Here is a 16233-nt window from a genome sequence, read left to right as displayed (position 1 = left end):
AGATGACCATGACTGCGCACACCCGCGAAAATGCGTCCAGCGGCGCCGGTTCGGAAAAATCGGCCCAGGACAAAGCCGCGACGCTGATCGAGGCCTTGCCATGGATCCAGCGTTTCGCCGGCACCACCATGGTGATCAAGTACGGCGGCAACGCCATGGTCAACGAGGAACTGCGCCGCGCCTTCGCCGAGGACGTCGTTTTCCTCCACCACGTGGGAGTCCACCCTGTCGTGGTGCACGGGGGCGGCCCGCAGATCAACTCGATGCTTGGCAGGCTCGGCATCGAATCCGAATTCAAGGGCGGTTTGCGCGTCACCACCCCCGAGGCCATGGACGTGGTCCGCATGGTGCTCACCGGCCAGGTGGGTCGCGAACTCGTGGGTCTCATCAACTCCCACGGACCCTACGCGGTGGGCATGTCCGGTGAAGACGGCGGCCTCCTGCGTGCCGTGCGCACCGGCACCGTCGTGGACGGGGAGGACGTAGACCTAGGCCTGGTAGGCGAGGTGGTGGGTGTCGATCCCACAGGTATCGAGGACATCCTCGCCGCCGGCCGGATTCCCGTGATTTCGACCGTCGCCCCCGAAATCCTTGATGCAGGGGACGGCACCGGCTCCACCACGGGGCAGGTCCTCAACGTCAATGCGGATACCGCCGCAGCCGCCGTTGCCTCGGCGCTGGGTGCGTCCAAGCTTGTCATCCTGACCGACGTCGAGGGACTGTACGCCAACTGGCCGGACCGGTCCTCGCTCATCTCCTCGCTGACGGCTTCGGAGCTGCGGGCGATGTTGCCGCGTCTCGAGTCCGGCATGATCCCGAAGATGGCGGCCTGCCTCAAGGCCATTGACGAAGGAGTGGAGCGGGCGCACATCGTGGACGGCCGATTGCCGCACTCCATGCTCCTGGAAACCTTTACGACCGCGGGCATCGGAACCCAGGTTGTCCCCGACGAGGAAGTGAACCCATGACCGCGAACGACGCAGAACTGGCCGAAACGCCATCCAACACCATGACAGGAACGAGTAGCGGAGCCGATTGGCTGTCCCGCTACTCCTCCTCCCTCATGGGCGTCTTCGGCACACCGCAGCGGGTTTTGGTCCGTGGTGCCGGCGCCCTCGTGTGGGACGCGGACGGCAAGGAATACCTGGACCTCCTGGGTGGCATCGCAGTCAACGCCCTGGGCCATGCCCACCCGTTCGTCACCTCGGTGATCGCAAGCCAGCTCGCCACCTTGGGCCACGTTTCGAACTTCTTCACGAGCCCCACGCAGATCGCGTTGGCCGAGAAGCTCCTCGCCATCACCAAGGCTCCGGCTGGCTCCAAGGTCTTTTTCGCCAACTCCGGCACCGAAGCCAACGAGGCCGCGTTCAAGCTGGCGCGCCGCAACGCGGATGTTCCCGCCGGCGCAAAAGGGGCTAAGCGCACCAAGATCATCGCGCTCGAAGGTGCTTTCCACGGCCGGACCATGGGCGCCCTCGCCCTGACAGCCAAAGAAGCGTACCGGGCCCCGTTCGAGCCCCTACCGGGTGGCGTGGTCCATGTCCCGTTCGGCGACATCGAGGCCCTCCGTGCCGCCGTCGACGAGACCACCGCAGCGGTCTTTTTGGAGCCTATCCAAGGCGAGGCCGGTGTTCGCCCGCTCAGCGTTGAATACCTGCAGGCCGCCCGCGAGGCCACCAGCAACGTCGGTGCCTTGCTGATCCTGGACGAGGTCCAGACCGGCATCGGCAGAACCGGAAAATGGTTGGCCAGCGAAGACGCCGGCATCGTCCCTGACGCGGTGACGCTCGCGAAAGGCTTGGGCGGCGGATTCCCGGTAGGCGCGCTCATCACCTTCGGCGAGCCGACGTCCTCGCTTCTGACAGCAGGCCAGCACGGCACCACGTTCGGCGGAAACCCGGTAGCCACCGCTGCAGCCCTCGCCACCCTGCACGCCATCGAAAGCCAGGGCGTGCTGGAGAACGTGCTCACAGTCGGCGCAAGGCTGCGGGACGGCCTGTCCGCCATCGACGGTGTCACCGAAGTCCGCGGCGAAGGCCTCCTGATCGGTTTCGACCTGGACGCCGACATCGCCCCCGCCATGGTGACCGCCGCGCTCGACGCAGGCTTCATCATCAACAGCCCGGGTCCGCGCACTATCCGGCTGGCGCCGCCGCTCATCCTGACTATCGAGCAAGCCGAGCGTTTCCTGGCCGCGCTGCCCGGCATCATCGAGGTGGCAGCCGAGGCCACTGCAGCCGAGGCCACTGCACCCCAGACCGCTGCACCCCTGAACGCTAAGGACGCACAGTGAATACCACCCGTCACTTCCTCAAGGACACGGACCTCACTCCGGCCGAGCAAGCCGAAGTGCTTGATCTCGCCGTTCGAATGAAAGCCGCCCCGTACAGTGTCCAACCGTTCGCAGCTGACGGCAACGGGCGCAAGACCGTCGCCGTCATCTTCGACAAGACCTCCACCCGTACCCGAGTGTCCTTCGCTACCGGTATCGCCGACATGGGCGGTAACGCGCTCATCATCAACCCCGGCGAGGCACAGATCGGCCACAAGGAATCCGTGGAGGACACTGCCAAGGTCCTCGAGCGGATGGTCTCCACTATCGTGTGGCGTACCGGCGCGCACGCCGGCCTCGTGGCCATGGCCGAGAACTCCAAGGTCCCCGTCATCAACGCCCTGTGCGATGACTACCACCCCTGCCAGTTGCTGGCGGACCTGCTTGCGGTCAAGGAACACAAAGGCGAGCTCAAAGGGCTGACCATGGCGTACCTTGGCGATGCCGCGAACAACATGGCCAACTCCTACCTGCTGGCGGGCGTGACCGCGGGCATGCATGTGCGCATCTCCGGTCCGGATGGCTACCTGCCGGGCGCTGACATCGTTGCCGCAGCCGAACGGCGCGCCGCGGAGACCGGTGGTTCCGTGCGGATCACCACCGACGCCGCCGAGGCCCTCCACGGTGCCGATGTTGTCGCCACCGATACCTGGGTGTCCATGGGCCAGGAAGCCGAAAAGGAAGCCCGGATGCAGCTCTTCCGCGACTATTCCGTGAATGAGGCGGCCATGGCACAGGCCGCCCCGGACGCCGTCGTGCTCCACTGCCTGCCCGCCTACCGCGGCTACGAGATCTCCGCCGCTGTCATCGACGGGCCGCAGTCCATCGTCTGGGACGAAGCGGAGAACCGGCTGCACGCGCAGAAAGCGCTCATGGCGTGGCTCATGCACCAGTCCGGACTCGCCGTCGTCGACGGTCTTTCACCCGTTGAAGGCCCCGTTGCTGCCGGAAGAAGCGCTGGGGAGAGCACGTCCTAGTGTCCACCCATTCGGCGTCGCAAGGGGCCAGCCCGGCCACCAAGACTGCCCGGCAGGCGCGGATCACCGCGATCCTGACGGGTCAGTCCGTGCGCTCGCAGGCGGAGCTCGCGGCCCTGCTGGCCGCCGACGGCGTCCAGGTCACCCAAGCGACCCTCTCCAGGGACCTGGTCGAACTGGGGGCCGTGCGCGTTCGCGGCAAGGACGGCGCGCTGGTCTACGCGGTGCCCGGCGAGGGAGGTGACCGCAACGCCAAGAGCGGGGTCACCCAGGAAATCCTTGATGCACGTCTCTCGCGGCTTTGTGGGGAACTGCTGGTCACCGCGGAGGCTTCGGCCAACATCGCGGTGCTGCGGACGCCTCCCGGGGCGGCCAACTTCCTCGCCTTGGCCATCGACCACTCGGTGATGCCGTCGGTATTGGGTACGATCGCAGGCGACGACACTTTGCTTTTGGTTGCCAGGGATCCCAACGGCGGAGCCGAACTGGCGGCCCGATTCCTCCAATTGGCCCAGGAAGCCGGACCGGCTAACTAGGCCTTCGGGCCGGTCCCAAAAATTGACTCAAAAGAACCAAGCAACAACAAAGGAGCACTCTCGTGACTGAGCGCATTGTTCTGGCCTACTCCGGTGGCCTTGATACTTCCGTAGCCATCGGCTGGATCGGTGAAGCCACCGGTGCCGAGGTCATCGCCGTGGCGGTCGACGTCGGACAGGGCGGCGAATCGCTGGAAACCATCCGCCAGCGCGCCCTCGGCTGCGGCGCCGTCGAGGCCTATGTGGCCGACGCCCGCGACGAGTTCGCGAACGAATACGCCATGCCCACGCTGAAGGCCAACGCCCTTTACCAGGGCCACTACCCGTTGGTTTCCGCGATTTCCCGCCCCGTGATCGTCAAGCACCTCGTCAAGGCTGCCCGTGAATTCGGCGCCACCACGGTCGCGCACGGCTGCACGGGCAAGGGCAATGACCAGGTCCGCTTTGAGGTCGGCATCCAGACCCTCGGCCCGGACCTGAAGTGCATCGCACCCGTCCGTGACCTCGCCCTGACCCGCGACAAGGCCATTGCCTTCGCCGAGGAAAAGGGTTTGCCGATCGAGACCACCAAGAAGAACCCGTACTCGATCGACCAGAACGTCTGGGGACGCGCCGTCGAGACCGGCTACCTCGAGGACATCTGGAACGCTCCCACCAAGGATATCTACGACTACACGGCCACCCCGGAATTCCCGCCGGCACCCGATGAAGTCACCATCACCTTCGAAGCCGGCGTCCCGGTTGCCGTCGACGGGGTCAAGCGCACGCCGCTGCAGGTCATTCAGGAACTCAACCGCCGCGCCGGTGCCCAGGGTGTTGGCCGCATCGACGTCGTCGAGGACCGCCTGGTAGGCATCAAGTCCCGCGAAATCTACGAGGCGCCGGGCGCGATGGCCCTCATCACGGCCCACAAGCACCTCGAGGACGTCACCATCGAGCGCGAGCAGGCGCGTTTCAAGGCAACAGTCGGCCAGCGTTGGTCCGAACTGGTCTACGACGGCCAGTGGTTCTCCCCGCTCAAGCGCTCCCTGGACGCTTTCATCGAGGACACCCAGAAGTACGTCTCCGGCGACATCCGCATGGTCCTGCACGGTGGCCAGGCCATCGTCAACGGCCGCCGCTCCGACACCTCGCTCTACGACTTCGACCTCGCCACGTACGACACCGGCGACACCTTCGACCAGTCGCAGGCCAAGGGGTTCATCGAGCTGTGGGGCATGTCCTCCAAGGTTGCCGCAGGCCGCGACCTGCGGGTTTCGGAAAAGTAGCCCCTGTGGCTGAGCCAAAATCGGAAGCAACGAACACTGGCGCGCTGTGGGGCGGCCGGTTCGCCGGCGGCCCGGCAGACGCCCTTGCCGCACTGAGCAAGTCCACCCATTTTGACTGGCGCTTGGCCCGCTACGACATCGCCGGCTCCAAGGCGCATGCACGCGTGCTGCACAAGGCCGGTTTGCTGGACGACGGCGAACTCGACGGCATGCTCGCGGCGCTCACCCTGCTGGATGACGACGTCGCAAGCGGTGCCTACCAGCCGGCCGAGAGCGATGAGGACGTCCACGGTTCCTTGGAACGCGGACTCATTGAGCGCGCGGGTACCCACTTGGGTGGCAAGCTCCGGGCGGGCCGTTCGCGCAACGACCAGGTGGCCACCTTGGGCCGCATGTTCCTGCGTGACCACGCCCGCATCATCGCCCGTGGTGTGCTTGCAACGATCGATGCCCTCGTTGAGCAGGCCAAGGCCCACCGGGGCGTTGCCATGCCTGGACGGACGCACTTGCAGCATGCCCAGCCGGTCCTGCTGAGCCACCACCTGTTGGCCCACGCCTGGGCACTCCTGCGCGATGTGCAGCGGTTCCAGGACTGGGATAAACGAGCAGGCGTGTCGCCGTACGGCTCGGGTGCCTTGGCGGGTTCCTCGCTCGGCCTCGACCCTGAGGCCGTCGCTGCGGACCTCGGATTCTTCTCTGCGGTCCACAACTCGATCGACGGCACCGCTTCGCGCGATGTCTTCGCCGAGTTCGCATGGATCTGCTCGATGATTGGCATCGACCTATCGCGGGTCTCCGAGGAAGTCATTCTGTGGGCTACCAAGGAGTTCTCCTTCGTGACGCTGCATGATTCGTACTCCACGGGGTCCTCGATCATGCCGCAGAAGAAGAACCCGGATGTCGCCGAGCTCGCGCGCGGCAAGGCGGGACGCCTCATCGGCAACCTGACCGGGCTGTTGGCAACGCTCAAGGGCCTGCCGCTCGCGTACAACCGCGATCTGCAGGAAGACAAAGAGCCGGTCTTCGATGCCGCGGACACCTTGGAAGTGCTGCTCCCCGCGGTCTCCGGCATGATCGCCACGCTCACCTTCAACACCGAGCGCATGGCTTCCCTGGCGCCGCAGGGCTTTGCCCTCGCCACGGATATTGCCGAGTGGCTTGTCCGCCAAGGGGTGCCGTTCCGGGAGGCCCACGAGCTCTCCGGTGCAGCGGTGAAGCTGGCTGAAGGACGCGGCGTCGAGCTGTGGGACCTGACGGACGAAGAGTACGCGGGCATTTCGGCGCACCTGACTCCCGAGGTCCGCTCCGTGCTCAGCACCGAGGGTTCGCTCAACAGCCGCAACTCGCAGGGCGGCACGGCTCCGGCCGCCGTCGAACGCCAACTGCTTGCCCTCGAGGCCGAACTCGACCTCGTACGCGAGTACGCGGCCTAGCGTCGGCCTAGCGACCGGAACGCTCCCTCAGCTTTGGTGTCCTTTCGGCCGACCCTCCTTCAGTAAGATCTGCAGGAGGGTCGGTCGATTTCATGCCAAAGGTGAGGGAGCGTTGTCCGTTACTATGGCGCTATGACCGAGATCACTACCTCTGCGCTTCTTGCCGAGCTCCACAAAGCAGCCGGCATTGTCACCGACGTTGTCGCCAAACTTGACGACGCCCAGGTCACAGCACCCTCTGAGCTGCCCGGATGGACCCGGGGCCATGTGCTGGCGCACATTGCCGGCATTTCCAACGCCATGGCCCGCCAGCTGGAGTACGCCGCCCGGGGCGAGACCGTCGATATCTATGACGGCGGCTATGAGGGCCGCACCAAGGCCATTGAGCTGGCGGCGAGCCATAGCCTCGCTGAACACCGTGCCGCCACCGAAGCCGCCCTCGCCAGGGCCCTGCGGGCCTTCGACGGACTCGTCGAGTCCGGCTGGAACACCCGGATCAGATTCCGGGACGGAAGAGTGCTCGACGGCGGCCTGGCGCTTTGGCGCGAACTGGTCATCCACGTGACGGATCTGGGAATGGGTCGCGGCCCGGAGACCTGGAGCCGGGAATTCTGCGAGCACCTCTTCGATTTCCTCTCGGCCCGTGTTCCGGCAGAGCAGAAATTCGTGCTGCAGCCGCTGGGCCTTCCGCGGACTGTCATCGGCTCCGGCCGGCAGTCCGTTGCCATCAACGGCATGATCACGGATATCGCTGCGTGGCTCGCCGGTCGGACGCCTACGCTGGGGAGCCTGCGGGCCTCTGCCGACGCGGACGGTGTTGACTTGCCTGAGCTGCTGCCATGGCCATCGAGCGTTCCGGCGGTGCAGTAACGTTCCGGCGTTTGCTGGCCGCTGCCCTCCAGAGGTGCATTGTGGCGTAGGAGCGCCACGGGCTCACATTGCGGAAGTCGGCCGGCAGTTCCTCAGCGGCCTCGAGATTCTTGAGTCCGTTTCGGACCGCTGCATCGTTGGCCAGGAAGACATCCGGATCCCCGATGACCCTCATCGCCACATAGCCTACGGTCCAGGGCCCGACGCCGGGCAGCGGCAGAAGCTTGTCGGCAAGCGTTTGGGGCTCGTCACCATAGTCGAAGTCGAGTTCCCCGCTGGCCATCGCAGCCGCTGCGGCGAGCACGGAATCTATGCGGCGCTGGGGTCCCCTCAGCAATTCCCGGCCCGAGCGGGCGATTTCCCCGGCTGTGGGGAACAGCCGATCCAGTCCCGGTGCATGTCCGGCGTGTCCTTCCGGCAGGCGTGTTCCGGCACCGGAAAGCTGGGTCAAGGCGGTCCGGGCCGCAGCCACCGTGATTTGTTGGCCGATCATCGCTCGGACCAGAAGTTCCTGGGGATCCACCGCGCCCGGAACCCTCATTCCGGGCGTCTCACGGACTGATGGGCCGATCCTGGCATCGGAGGCAAGGGCTTCGTCCACGGCTACCGTATCCGCGTCGAGATCGAACAACCGCCGCACGCGGCTCAGAAGGACCGGGAGATCGTGGAGATCCAAGGAGCTGACCGCGAGGGTCAGCGCACCGCCGCGAGCCCCGGCGTCGTACTCCACGGTGAACGCGGCATTGCCGCGAGGCAAGCGGAGGGTTCGCGCGTAACTGTATGTAGAACCATTCCCGCCCGCCAGCTCGATCCCGGGAACCGCGCGGGCGGCGAGGAAATCGAAAATCCCCGGATCAAAAGGCTTCCGATAGGGCAGGTTGAGGGTCAGGGCGGTAGCCCCGCCCGGCTTGCCCTGATGGTCTAACGGCTTCGCGGTGGCCCGCAGTCCCGTCGGAGTCAGGGCGAAGACCTCGTTGATGGTGTCGTTGAACTGGCGGACACTGTTGAACCCGGCGGCGAACGCGACGTCGGAGAGTTTCATCGAGGTGGATACCAGGAGCGTCCTGGCCGTTTGGGCCCGGCTGGCCCGGGCCAAGGAGAGTGGCCCGGCGCCAAGTTCATGGCTGAGGATCCTGTTGAGCTGGCGGGAAGAGTAGCCCAAACGGGTGGCGAGTCCTTCGACGCCCACCCGGGATATCGCGCCATCGTTGATGAGCCGCATCGCCCGGCCGGCAACATCTGAGCGGAGGTTCCACGCGGGAGTGCCTGGAACCGCCTCGGGGAGGCAGCGTTTGCACGCCCTGTACCCGGCGTCGTGCGCCGCGGCTGAGGTTTCGTAGAACGTCACGTTTTCGGCTTTGGGTGTCCGGGCCGGGCATGAGGGCCGGCAATAGATGCCTGTCGAGCGGACGGCCGTGAAGAATTGGCCGTCGAAGCGGGGATCCCGCGCGTCGATGGCGCGGTAGCGTTGCCAAAAATCCATGACTTCATCCTTGCAGCCCCGGCGCACAGTTCCTAGCGGGAATCGGACATCGCCGGCGGTGATTCTGCCGAGCGGATTTTGTTAGGGTCTGGGCATGACAACGCAGGGTTCATCCCCGGAGGCCATCCGGGGCGTTCTTTCCGGAGATCCGCGGGACGTTGCCCCTTTGCTCCTCGGCGCCGTGCTGAGCCACCGGACGTCGGAAGGCACGGTGTCCGTGCGGCTGAGCGAGGTGGAGGCCTATCTGGGCCCAAAGCACTCGGATCAGCCCGATCCGGGATCGCACACCTACGGCGGCCCCACCGCGCGGAACGCCCCGATGTTCGGTCCGGCCGGCCACCTCTACGTCTACTTCACCTACGGCATGCACTATTGCGCCAACATTGTCTGCGGTCCCGACGGCGTTGCGTCCGCGCTGCTGTTGCGCGCCGGTGAGGTGGTGGCCGGGCAGGCCTTGGCACAGTCCCGCCGTCGGGCGTCCAGATCGCCGACTGACTTGGCCAGCGGACCGGCACGGCTTGCTTCTGCTTTGGGGCTGACGACGGCGGACAGTGGCCGGGACGCCTTGGCCGAGCCCTTCGGCCTCGAACTTCCGGGCACTTCGGCGGCCCGATCGGCAGTGGCCAGCGGTCCCCGGGTAGGAGTGGCCGGCGACGGCGGCTCGGCCGACTACCCGTGGCGGTTTTGGCTCTCAGGGGATCCGACGGTGTCCAGGTACAAGGCGGCCCGCGGTCGGACCGTCTAGGAGCCCCCGCGGAAGGCGTGGCTTAGGCTGCGTGTTCGGGCTGTACTGGCTCAGCGATGTACGCGCACCGGTTGTCGCTCATTTCGAAGGGGGCCAGCCGACGAAGCAAGGCCTCCCGCACCCGAGGCCACTCCTCGTGCAGGATCGAGAAAACGGCGGTGTCGCAGCGGGTGCCGTCGGGAGCGAAGCGATGCCCGCGCAGGGTGCCCTCGTAGCTGGCCCCTAGTCGCTGAATGGCGGAGGCGCTGCGCGTGTTGCGGGCATCGCAGCGGAATGCGACCCGGTGGACGGCCAGCTCATCGAAGGAGTAGGCCAACAGCAGTTGCTTCGCGGCCGGATTGACGTGGCTGCCCCAGAACGGGCGCCCGTAAAAAGTGCCGCCGATCTCCAGACGCTGCTGGCGGGAACTGTACTCGTACAGGGAAGTGGTGCCGAGCAGTGCCCCCGTCCGCTGCTCGACGACGGTGAAGGGGATGGTGTCAGGATCCGCCAGGCGGGCTGCGAAGAGTTCCGCCAGCTCCGAGGCGCTCAAAGGTTGCTCGGCAGCCATGCCGGACCACAAGCCGGGGTCCACGAAGTCGAACAGCGGACCGGCATGGTCGGGGGAGAGAGGGACAAGGCTGATGCCGTGTCGGGTGAGGGCAAGGTCGTGCTGCATTGCAGCATTGAAGCATCGCCGGGCATGGCGGAAAACCTCTGAAGGTAAGCATGGGGTGAACATTGTGTGACGCACCGCCTTGCGGGCAGTTTCACGCGCGTCAAGCAAAACCGCTGTAGAATGGACGGTCCGTCTTTTTCGATAGGGGAACGTTTCGATGCACGACGCTGATTTGCTCCACGAACGCGAGTACGTGGCCGGTCTCTACTCGCGTCTGGATGAGCTGCGGGAGGAGAAGCGCCAACAGCTGGCGCAAGTCCGGCGCGCCGGAGCGGTGGGCACCATGCAGAACGTCTCCGAACGGGACGCCTTCGCAGCGCTGTACGAGGACCGCCTCGCGCAGCTCGACGCCGTCGACGACCGCCTCGTGTTCGGGCGCCTCGACCTGGACTCCGGTGAGGCCCAATACATTGGCCGCATCGGACTGTCCACGGCCGACCTCCAGCGGCTCATGGTGGACTGGCGCGCCCCCGAAGCCGGCCACTTCTACCAGGCCACCGCCTTCGACCGGCAGGGCGTCCGCCGTCGTCGTCACCTGATCCTGCAAGGCCGCGAGGTCAAGGCAATCGAAGACGACGTGCTGGATGCCAGCATGCTGGCGGACAACGCTTCCCTCCAAGGCGAGGGGGCCCTTCTCGCAGCCCTCAATTCGAAGCGAACCGGCCGCATGTCCGACATCGTCGGCACCATCCAGTCCGAGCAGGACCGCATCATCCGGTCCTCCATTTCGGGTGCCTTGGTGGTCCAGGGCGGTCCCGGTACCGGCAAGACCGCCGTCGCGCTCCACCGCGCCGCCTACCTGTTGTATACCCACCGGGACCGGCTGAAGTCCGCGGGCGTGCTGCTCGTTGGGCCTTCGTCGTCGTTTATGCACTACATCGAGCGGGTCCTGCCGTCGCTTGGCGAGACCGGCGTCGTCATGGCGAGCCTGGGCCGCCTCATGCCCGGCATCCATGCCGTGCCCGAAACGGATCCCGACGTCGCCGCGCTCAAGGGCAAGCTCAACATGGCCGACGTTATTGCCAATGCCGTCGCCAACCGCCAGAGGACTCCCGCCGAGGACCGCATCCTCGAGGTCGAATCCCGCAAGCTCACCCTCTCGGTACGGCAAGTGCGCCGCGCCCGCGACCGTGCACGCGCCACCGGCAAGCCGCACAACGAAGCACGCGTGACGTTCGTGAAGATCCTGCTGCGCGAACTCACGGAGCAGCTGACGGAGATCGTCGAGGAATCGAATGTCGGCAACAACGCCGACCGCTCCTACCTCGCCGAGGACGTCCGCTCCGCACGCGATGTCAGGATCGTCCTGAACCTGTGCTGGATGCCCATGACGCCCGAGAAGCTCGTGTCCGAACTCTTCAGCAAGCCTGCCATTTTGGAGGCCTGCACTCCGCACCTCACGCCGGCACAGCGTGCCCTCTTGCTTCGCCCCGCGGATTCTCCGTGGACGGAAGCCGATGTCCCGCTACTCGACGAGGCCGCTGAGCTTCTGGGCGAACTGGATCCTGCCGCCGGCAGGGGACTTGCCCAGCAAGAGCACGACCGTGCCCGCGACATCGCCAACGCCAAGCAGACCCTGGTCAACATGGAGGCCATGGGCGTCGATGTGTTGATGACGGCCGAGGAGCTGGCAGACCAGAACCAGGAGCGTGAAACGCGCCTGACGGCGGCCGAACGGGCCACGAGCGACCGTTCCTGGGCGTTCGGACACATTGTGGTGGACGAAGCCCAGGAGCTCTCGCCCATGCAGTGGCGGCTGTTGGTCCGCCGCTGCCCGTTGAAGTCCTTCACGATTGTCGGCGACATCGCACAGACGAGTTCCTCTGCCGGTGCGAACTCCTGGCAAAGTGCCCTCGCGCCGTCGTTCGGGGACCGCTGGCAGCTCGAAGAACTTACCGTCAACTACCGGACCCCCTCGCAGATCGCCGAAGCTGCGGTCCGCATGGCGAACCGCGCAGGCCTGGTTGTCTCGGCCCCCAAGGCCGTCCGCGAAGGCAAATGGTCGCCCATCGTGGACCGCGTGGAGGGAGCGGGGATGATAGACCGCCTCGTTGAGGTGCTCCCGGAGGAACTGGAAGCGATCGATGGCGGCCTCCTCGCCGTGATTGCCGACGGTGCCCTGCTGCCGCAAGCCGCTGCCGCCCTCCGGAGAGTCTATGGCCACCGCGTGGGCACAGGTGCGGGCAGCTACTCCCAGGACATCGTGGTCATCAGCCCCAAGGAAGCCAAGGGCCTTGAATTCGACGGCGTCGTGGTTCTGGAGCCCGCTGCCATGCTCAACCACGAACATGGCAAGGTGGGCGATCTCTACGTTGCGATGACGCGTCCGACGCAGCGACTGCGGCTTATCGCGGCGGCTCCACTGCCGGCGGGGATTGAGCGCTGAAGCCCGCCGGCAAATCCTGCTAACTTAGAACTCGTGTCACACGTAAACAACCTCGAGTCCCAGCACAACGACCCGGGCTTTGCCAATATTTGGCAAGAGCTCACATGGCGCGGCCTGATTCACGTTTCCACCGACGAAACGGAATTGGAAAAACTGCTCGCCGGGGACCCGATCACGTATTACTGCGGCTTCGACCCGACGGCGCCGTCTCTACATCTGGGCAACTTGGTGCAGCTCTTGCTCATGCGCCGCTTGCAGTTGGCCGGTCACAAGCCGCTTGGCCTCGTGGGCGGCTCTACCGGGCTGATCGGCGACCCGCGGCCGACGGCGGAACGCACCTTGAACACCAAGGACACGGTCTCGGAGTGGGTTGGCTACCTCCAGGCGCAGGTCCGCCGCTTCCTTAGCTTCGAGGGGGACAATGCCGCACGCATGGTGAACAACCTTGACTGGACCGCGCCGCTCAGTGCCATCGACTTCCTGCGTGAAATCGGCAAGCACTTCCGCGTGGGCACCATGCTTCGCAAGGATGCCGTTGCGTCCCGTCTCAGCTCCGATGAGGGCATCAGTTACACCGAGTTCAGTTACCAGATCCTGCAAGGCATGGATTACCTGCAGTTGAACCGCGATTACGGCTGCGTGTTGCAAACCGGTGGCTCGGATCAGTGGGGCAACCTCACGAGCGGGACGGAGTTGATCCGCAAAGTCGATGCGAAGAGTGTCCATGCCCTGGGCACCCCTTTGATCACTAACTCGGATGGCACCAAGTTCGGTAAGAGCGAAGGCAATGCGATTTGGCTCGATGCCCACATGTGCAGCCCGTACGCCTTCTACCAGTTCTGGCTCAATACCGCTGATGCCGACGTCGTTGATCGGCTTAAGGTCTTCACCTTCCTTAGCCGGGCCGAGATCGAGGAACTCGGAGCAGCAGTTGCCGAGCGTCCGTTCGCACGTGAGGGCCAGCGCAGGCTAGCCTACGAAGTCACCTCGCTGGTGCACGGGGTGGATGCTACGGAAAAGGTCATCGCGGCATCCGCGGCTTTGTTCGGCAATGGTGATCTGTCGGTTCTGGACGAGGTGACCCTGGCATCCGCAACGGCCGAGTTGCCGTCTGCCTCGATTGGCGCCGATGGCCTGGGCATCGTTGATCTTTTGGTTGCGTCGGGATTGTCCGAGAGTAAATCTGCTGCTCGACGCACTGTGGGGGAGGGCGGCGCCTACGTGAACAACAGCAAAGTGACCGACCCCGACGCCGTGATCGACCGGGCCGAGCTGCTCCACGGCCGCTACCTGTTGCTGCGCCGTGGGAAGAAGAATCTGGCGACTGTCGAAGTGACTGTCTGACAGGTCTTTGACTCCCTGCACGTTCCCCCGAGGCTGACTTGCGTGGCCTCCGGGGAGCGTGTATTGTTTTCTGAGTCGCTGCCGCTGATGCGGACAAATTGCGGCAAAATCCCTACAAGCGTGAATTATCCGATTCCAATGAAAGTCTGGAAGCCGGAAAAATTGCGAACTCTGCGGGGCGATTCGGTTCACTTATGTGAATTCAGGGAAAATATCCCGGATTTGCAAAGTGAATATGAATCAAATACAGTATAAATACCGCAGCGAAGAAATACGGAACATTGAAATTCGATTGAATTTGTTTCGGGAAGTATTCGGATTGTGTCTGTTGTTTGAGAACTCAATAGTGTGCCAAGTTTGTTGATACCGATTTTTTATTGAATTGGTTGTTTTGGCTGGTCTTGTGTCACTTTTTGTGGTGTGGGGCTGGTTTTTACGGCTGGTTTCAAATTTTGTGCAGCCCTGTCGCCGTTATTTCCGGTGGTGGTGGTTGTGTCTGTTTTTGTTTTACTTCAACGGAGAGTTTGATCCTGGCTCAGGATGAACGCTGGCGGCGTGCTTAACACATGCAAGTCGAACGATGATCCTCAGCTTGCTGGGGGGATTAGTGGCGAACGGGTGAGTAACACGTGAGTAACCTGCCCTTGACTCTGGGATAAGCCTGGGAAACTGGGTCTAATACCGGATACGACCATTCCACGCATGTGGTGGTGGTGGAAAGCTTTTGCGGTTTTGGATGGACTCGCGGCCTATCAGCTTGTTGGTGGGGTAATGGCCTACCAAGGCGACGACGGGTAGCCGGCCTGAGAGGGTGACCGGCCACACTGGGACTGAGACACGGCCCAGACTCCTACGGGAGGCAGCAGTGGGGAATATTGCACAATGGGCGAAAGCCTGATGCAGCGACGCCGCGTGAGGGATGACGGCCTTCGGGTTGTAAACCTCTTTCAGTAGGGAAGAAGCGAAAGTGACGGTACCTGCAGAAGAAGCGCCGGCTAACTACGTGCCAGCAGCCGCGGTAATACGTAGGGCGCAAGCGTTATCCGGAATTATTGGGCGTAAAGAGCTCGTAGGCGGTTTGTCGCGTCTGCTGTGAAAGACCGGGGCTCAACTCCGGTTCTGCAGTGGGTACGGGCAGACTAGAGTGATGTAGGGGAGACTGGAATTCCTGGTGTAGCGGTGAAATGCGCAGATATCAGGAGGAACACCGATGGCGAAGGCAGGTCTCTGGGCATTAACTGACGCTGAGGAGCGAAAGCATGGGGAGCGAACAGGATTAGATACCCTGGTAGTCCATGCCGTAAACGTTGGGCACTAGGTGTGGGGGACATTCCACGTTTTCCGCGCCGTAGCTAACGCATTAAGTGCCCCGCCTGGGGAGTACGGCCGCAAGGCTAAAACTCAAAGGAATTGACGGGGGCCCGCACAAGCGGCGGAGCATGCGGATTAATTCGATGCAACGCGAAGAACCTTACCAAGGCTTGACATGGACTAGTAAAGCGCAGAGATGCGTTCCCCTCTTGAGGCTGGTTCACAGGTGGTGCATGGTTGTCGTCAGCTCGTGTCGTGAGATGTTGGGTTAAGTCCCGCAACGAGCGCAACCCTCGTTCTATGTTGCCAGCGCGTGATGGCGGGGACTCATAGGAGACTGCCGGGGTCAACTCGGAGGAAGGTGGGGACGACGTCAAATCATCATGCCCCTTATGTCTTGGGCTTCACGCATGCTACAATGGCCGGTACAAAGGGTTGCGATACTGTGAGGTGGAGCTAATCCCAAAAAGCCGGTCTCAGTTCGGATTGGGGTCTGCAACTCGACCCCATGAAGTCGGAGTCGCTAGTAATCGCAGATCAGCAACGCTGCGGTGAATACGTTCCCGGGCCTTGTACACACCGCCCGTCAAGTCACGAAAGTTGGTAACACCCGAAGCCGGTGGCCTAACCCCTTGTGGGAGGGAGCTGTCGAAGGTGGGACCGGCGATTGGGACTAAGTCGTAACAAGGTAGCCGTACCGGAAGGTGCGGCTGGATCACCTCCTTTCTAAGGAGCACCATTATTGCCCCTGTGCTGTCTGCATGGATGGTTCGGGGGTGTGTGGAAGCAAAGCCCATTGCGCAGGCGTTCGTTCTGCGGTGGGTGCTCATGGGTGGAATTTCAGCAGATAGCGGCCGGTGTTTTTTCTGTGCTTAGTACGGTTGTCTCTC

General features: G+C 63.9%; 12 protein-coding genes and 1 rRNA gene. 11 read left to right on the top strand and 2 right to left on the bottom strand.

The features are described from left to right. Nucleotides 1-8: 8 nt before the first annotated feature. From argB to ABD884_RS15080, 7 genes are all read left to right on the top strand, one after another. Complete coding sequence (argB, locus tag ABD884_RS15110; RefSeq protein WP_376953600.1) at nucleotides 9-968, top strand: acetylglutamate kinase; 960 nt, start codon at nucleotides 9-11, stop codon at nucleotides 966-968. Then, complete coding sequence (locus tag ABD884_RS15105) at nucleotides 965-2293, top strand: acetylornithine transaminase (protein ID WP_345047291.1); 1329 nt, start codon at nucleotides 965-967, stop codon at nucleotides 2291-2293. Before argB ends, ABD884_RS15105 begins: the two co-directional genes overlap by 4 nt. Then, nucleotides 2290-3309, top strand: a complete 1020-nt coding sequence (gene argF, locus ABD884_RS15100) for an ornithine carbamoyltransferase (RefSeq protein WP_345047288.1) — start codon at nucleotides 2290-2292, stop codon at nucleotides 3307-3309. The genes ABD884_RS15105 and argF overlap by 4 nt, the downstream gene beginning before the upstream one ends. Further along, on the top strand, nucleotides 3309-3845 hold the full coding sequence (locus tag ABD884_RS15095; protein WP_345047285.1) for an arginine repressor: 537 nt from the start codon (nucleotides 3309-3311) through the stop codon (nucleotides 3843-3845). The genes argF and ABD884_RS15095 overlap by 1 nt, the downstream gene beginning before the upstream one ends. Before the next feature lie 62 nt (nucleotides 3846-3907). Beyond that, the gene (locus tag ABD884_RS15090) at nucleotides 3908-5113 is read left to right on the top strand and encodes an argininosuccinate synthase (RefSeq protein WP_345047283.1); all 1206 of its coding nucleotides are present in this window, start codon (nucleotides 3908-3910) and stop codon (nucleotides 5111-5113) included. A gap of 5 nt (nucleotides 5114-5118) precedes the next feature. After that, complete coding sequence (gene argH, locus ABD884_RS15085) at nucleotides 5119-6546, top strand: argininosuccinate lyase (protein ID WP_345047280.1); 1428 nt, start codon at nucleotides 5119-5121, stop codon at nucleotides 6544-6546. A 132-nt stretch (nucleotides 6547-6678) separates the two neighbouring features. Further along, a complete protein-coding gene (locus tag ABD884_RS15080; protein WP_345047277.1) occupies nucleotides 6679-7416 on the top strand; it encodes a maleylpyruvate isomerase family mycothiol-dependent enzyme in 738 nt (245 codons plus the stop codon). Here the strand turns inward: ABD884_RS15080 and ABD884_RS15075 are convergent. Beyond that, a complete protein-coding gene (locus ABD884_RS15075) occupies nucleotides 7322-8899 on the bottom strand; it encodes an AlkA N-terminal domain-containing protein (RefSeq protein WP_345047272.1) in 1578 nt (525 codons plus the stop codon). The two genes, ABD884_RS15080 and ABD884_RS15075, sit on opposite strands and share 95 nt — an antisense overlap. A gap of 94 nt (nucleotides 8900-8993) precedes the next feature. On the opposite strand from ABD884_RS15075, the gene ABD884_RS15070 reads away from it, so the two are divergent. After that, nucleotides 8994-9644, top strand: a complete 651-nt coding sequence (locus tag ABD884_RS15070; RefSeq protein WP_345047270.1) for a DNA-3-methyladenine glycosylase — start codon at nucleotides 8994-8996, stop codon at nucleotides 9642-9644. Nucleotides 9645-9666: 22 nt separating this feature from the next. Here the strand turns inward: ABD884_RS15070 and ABD884_RS15065 are convergent, their stop codons facing one another. After that, a complete protein-coding gene (locus ABD884_RS15065; protein ID WP_345047268.1) occupies nucleotides 9667-10302 on the bottom strand; it encodes a GNAT family N-acetyltransferase in 636 nt (211 codons plus the stop codon). Nucleotides 10303-10459: 157 nt separating this feature from the next. On the opposite strand from ABD884_RS15065, the gene ABD884_RS15060 reads away from it, so the two are divergent. The 3 genes from ABD884_RS15060 to ABD884_RS15050 all read left to right on the top strand — a co-directional run bounded on the left by ABD884_RS15060 (nucleotide 10460) and on the right by ABD884_RS15050 (nucleotide 16069). Further along, complete coding sequence (locus ABD884_RS15060; protein ID WP_345047261.1) at nucleotides 10460-12688, top strand: AAA family ATPase; 2229 nt, start codon at nucleotides 10460-10462, stop codon at nucleotides 12686-12688. 33 nt (nucleotides 12689-12721) lie between these two features. Beyond that, entirely contained in the window at nucleotides 12722-14032 is a 1311-nt protein-coding gene (gene tyrS / locus ABD884_RS15055; RefSeq protein ID WP_345047258.1) for a tyrosine--tRNA ligase, read from the top strand. A gap of 512 nt (nucleotides 14033-14544) precedes the next feature. Continuing rightward, nucleotides 14545-16069, top strand: a 16S ribosomal RNA gene (locus tag ABD884_RS15050). The last annotated feature ends 164 nt before the right edge of the window (nucleotides 16070-16233 follow it).

This window comes from Arthrobacter methylotrophus, assembly GCF_039539965.1.
GTDB classification, from domain to species: Bacteria; Actinomycetota; Actinomycetes; order Actinomycetales; family Micrococcaceae; genus Arthrobacter; species Arthrobacter methylotrophus.
This window is presented reverse-complemented; position numbering and strand designations above follow the sequence as displayed.

What these genes read in the sequence shown, in the direction of transcription:
- ABD884_RS15065 (WP_345047268.1), bottom strand. Translation starts at nt 10,302, where the DNA reads ATGCAGCACGACCTTGCCCTCACCCGACACGGCATCAGCCTTGTCCCT.
- ABD884_RS15060 (WP_345047261.1), top strand. Translation starts at nt 10,460, where the DNA reads ATGCACGACGCTGATTTGCTCCACGAACGCGAGTACGTGGCCGGTCTC.
- ABD884_RS15070 (WP_345047270.1), top strand. Translation starts at nt 8,994, where the DNA reads ATGACAACGCAGGGTTCATCCCCGGAGGCCATCCGGGGCGTTCTTTCC.
- ABD884_RS15080 (WP_345047277.1), top strand. Translation starts at nt 6,679, where the DNA reads ATGACCGAGATCACTACCTCTGCGCTTCTTGCCGAGCTCCACAAAGCA.
- ABD884_RS15075 (WP_345047272.1), bottom strand. Translation starts at nt 8,899, where the DNA reads ATGGATTTTTGGCAACGCTACCGCGCCATCGACGCGCGGGATCCCCGC.
- ABD884_RS15105 (WP_345047291.1), top strand. Translation starts at nt 965, where the DNA reads ATGACCGCGAACGACGCAGAACTGGCCGAAACGCCATCCAACACCATG.
- argB (WP_376953600.1), top strand. Translation starts at nt 9, where the DNA reads ATGACTGCGCACACCCGCGAAAATGCGTCCAGCGGCGCCGGTTCGGAA.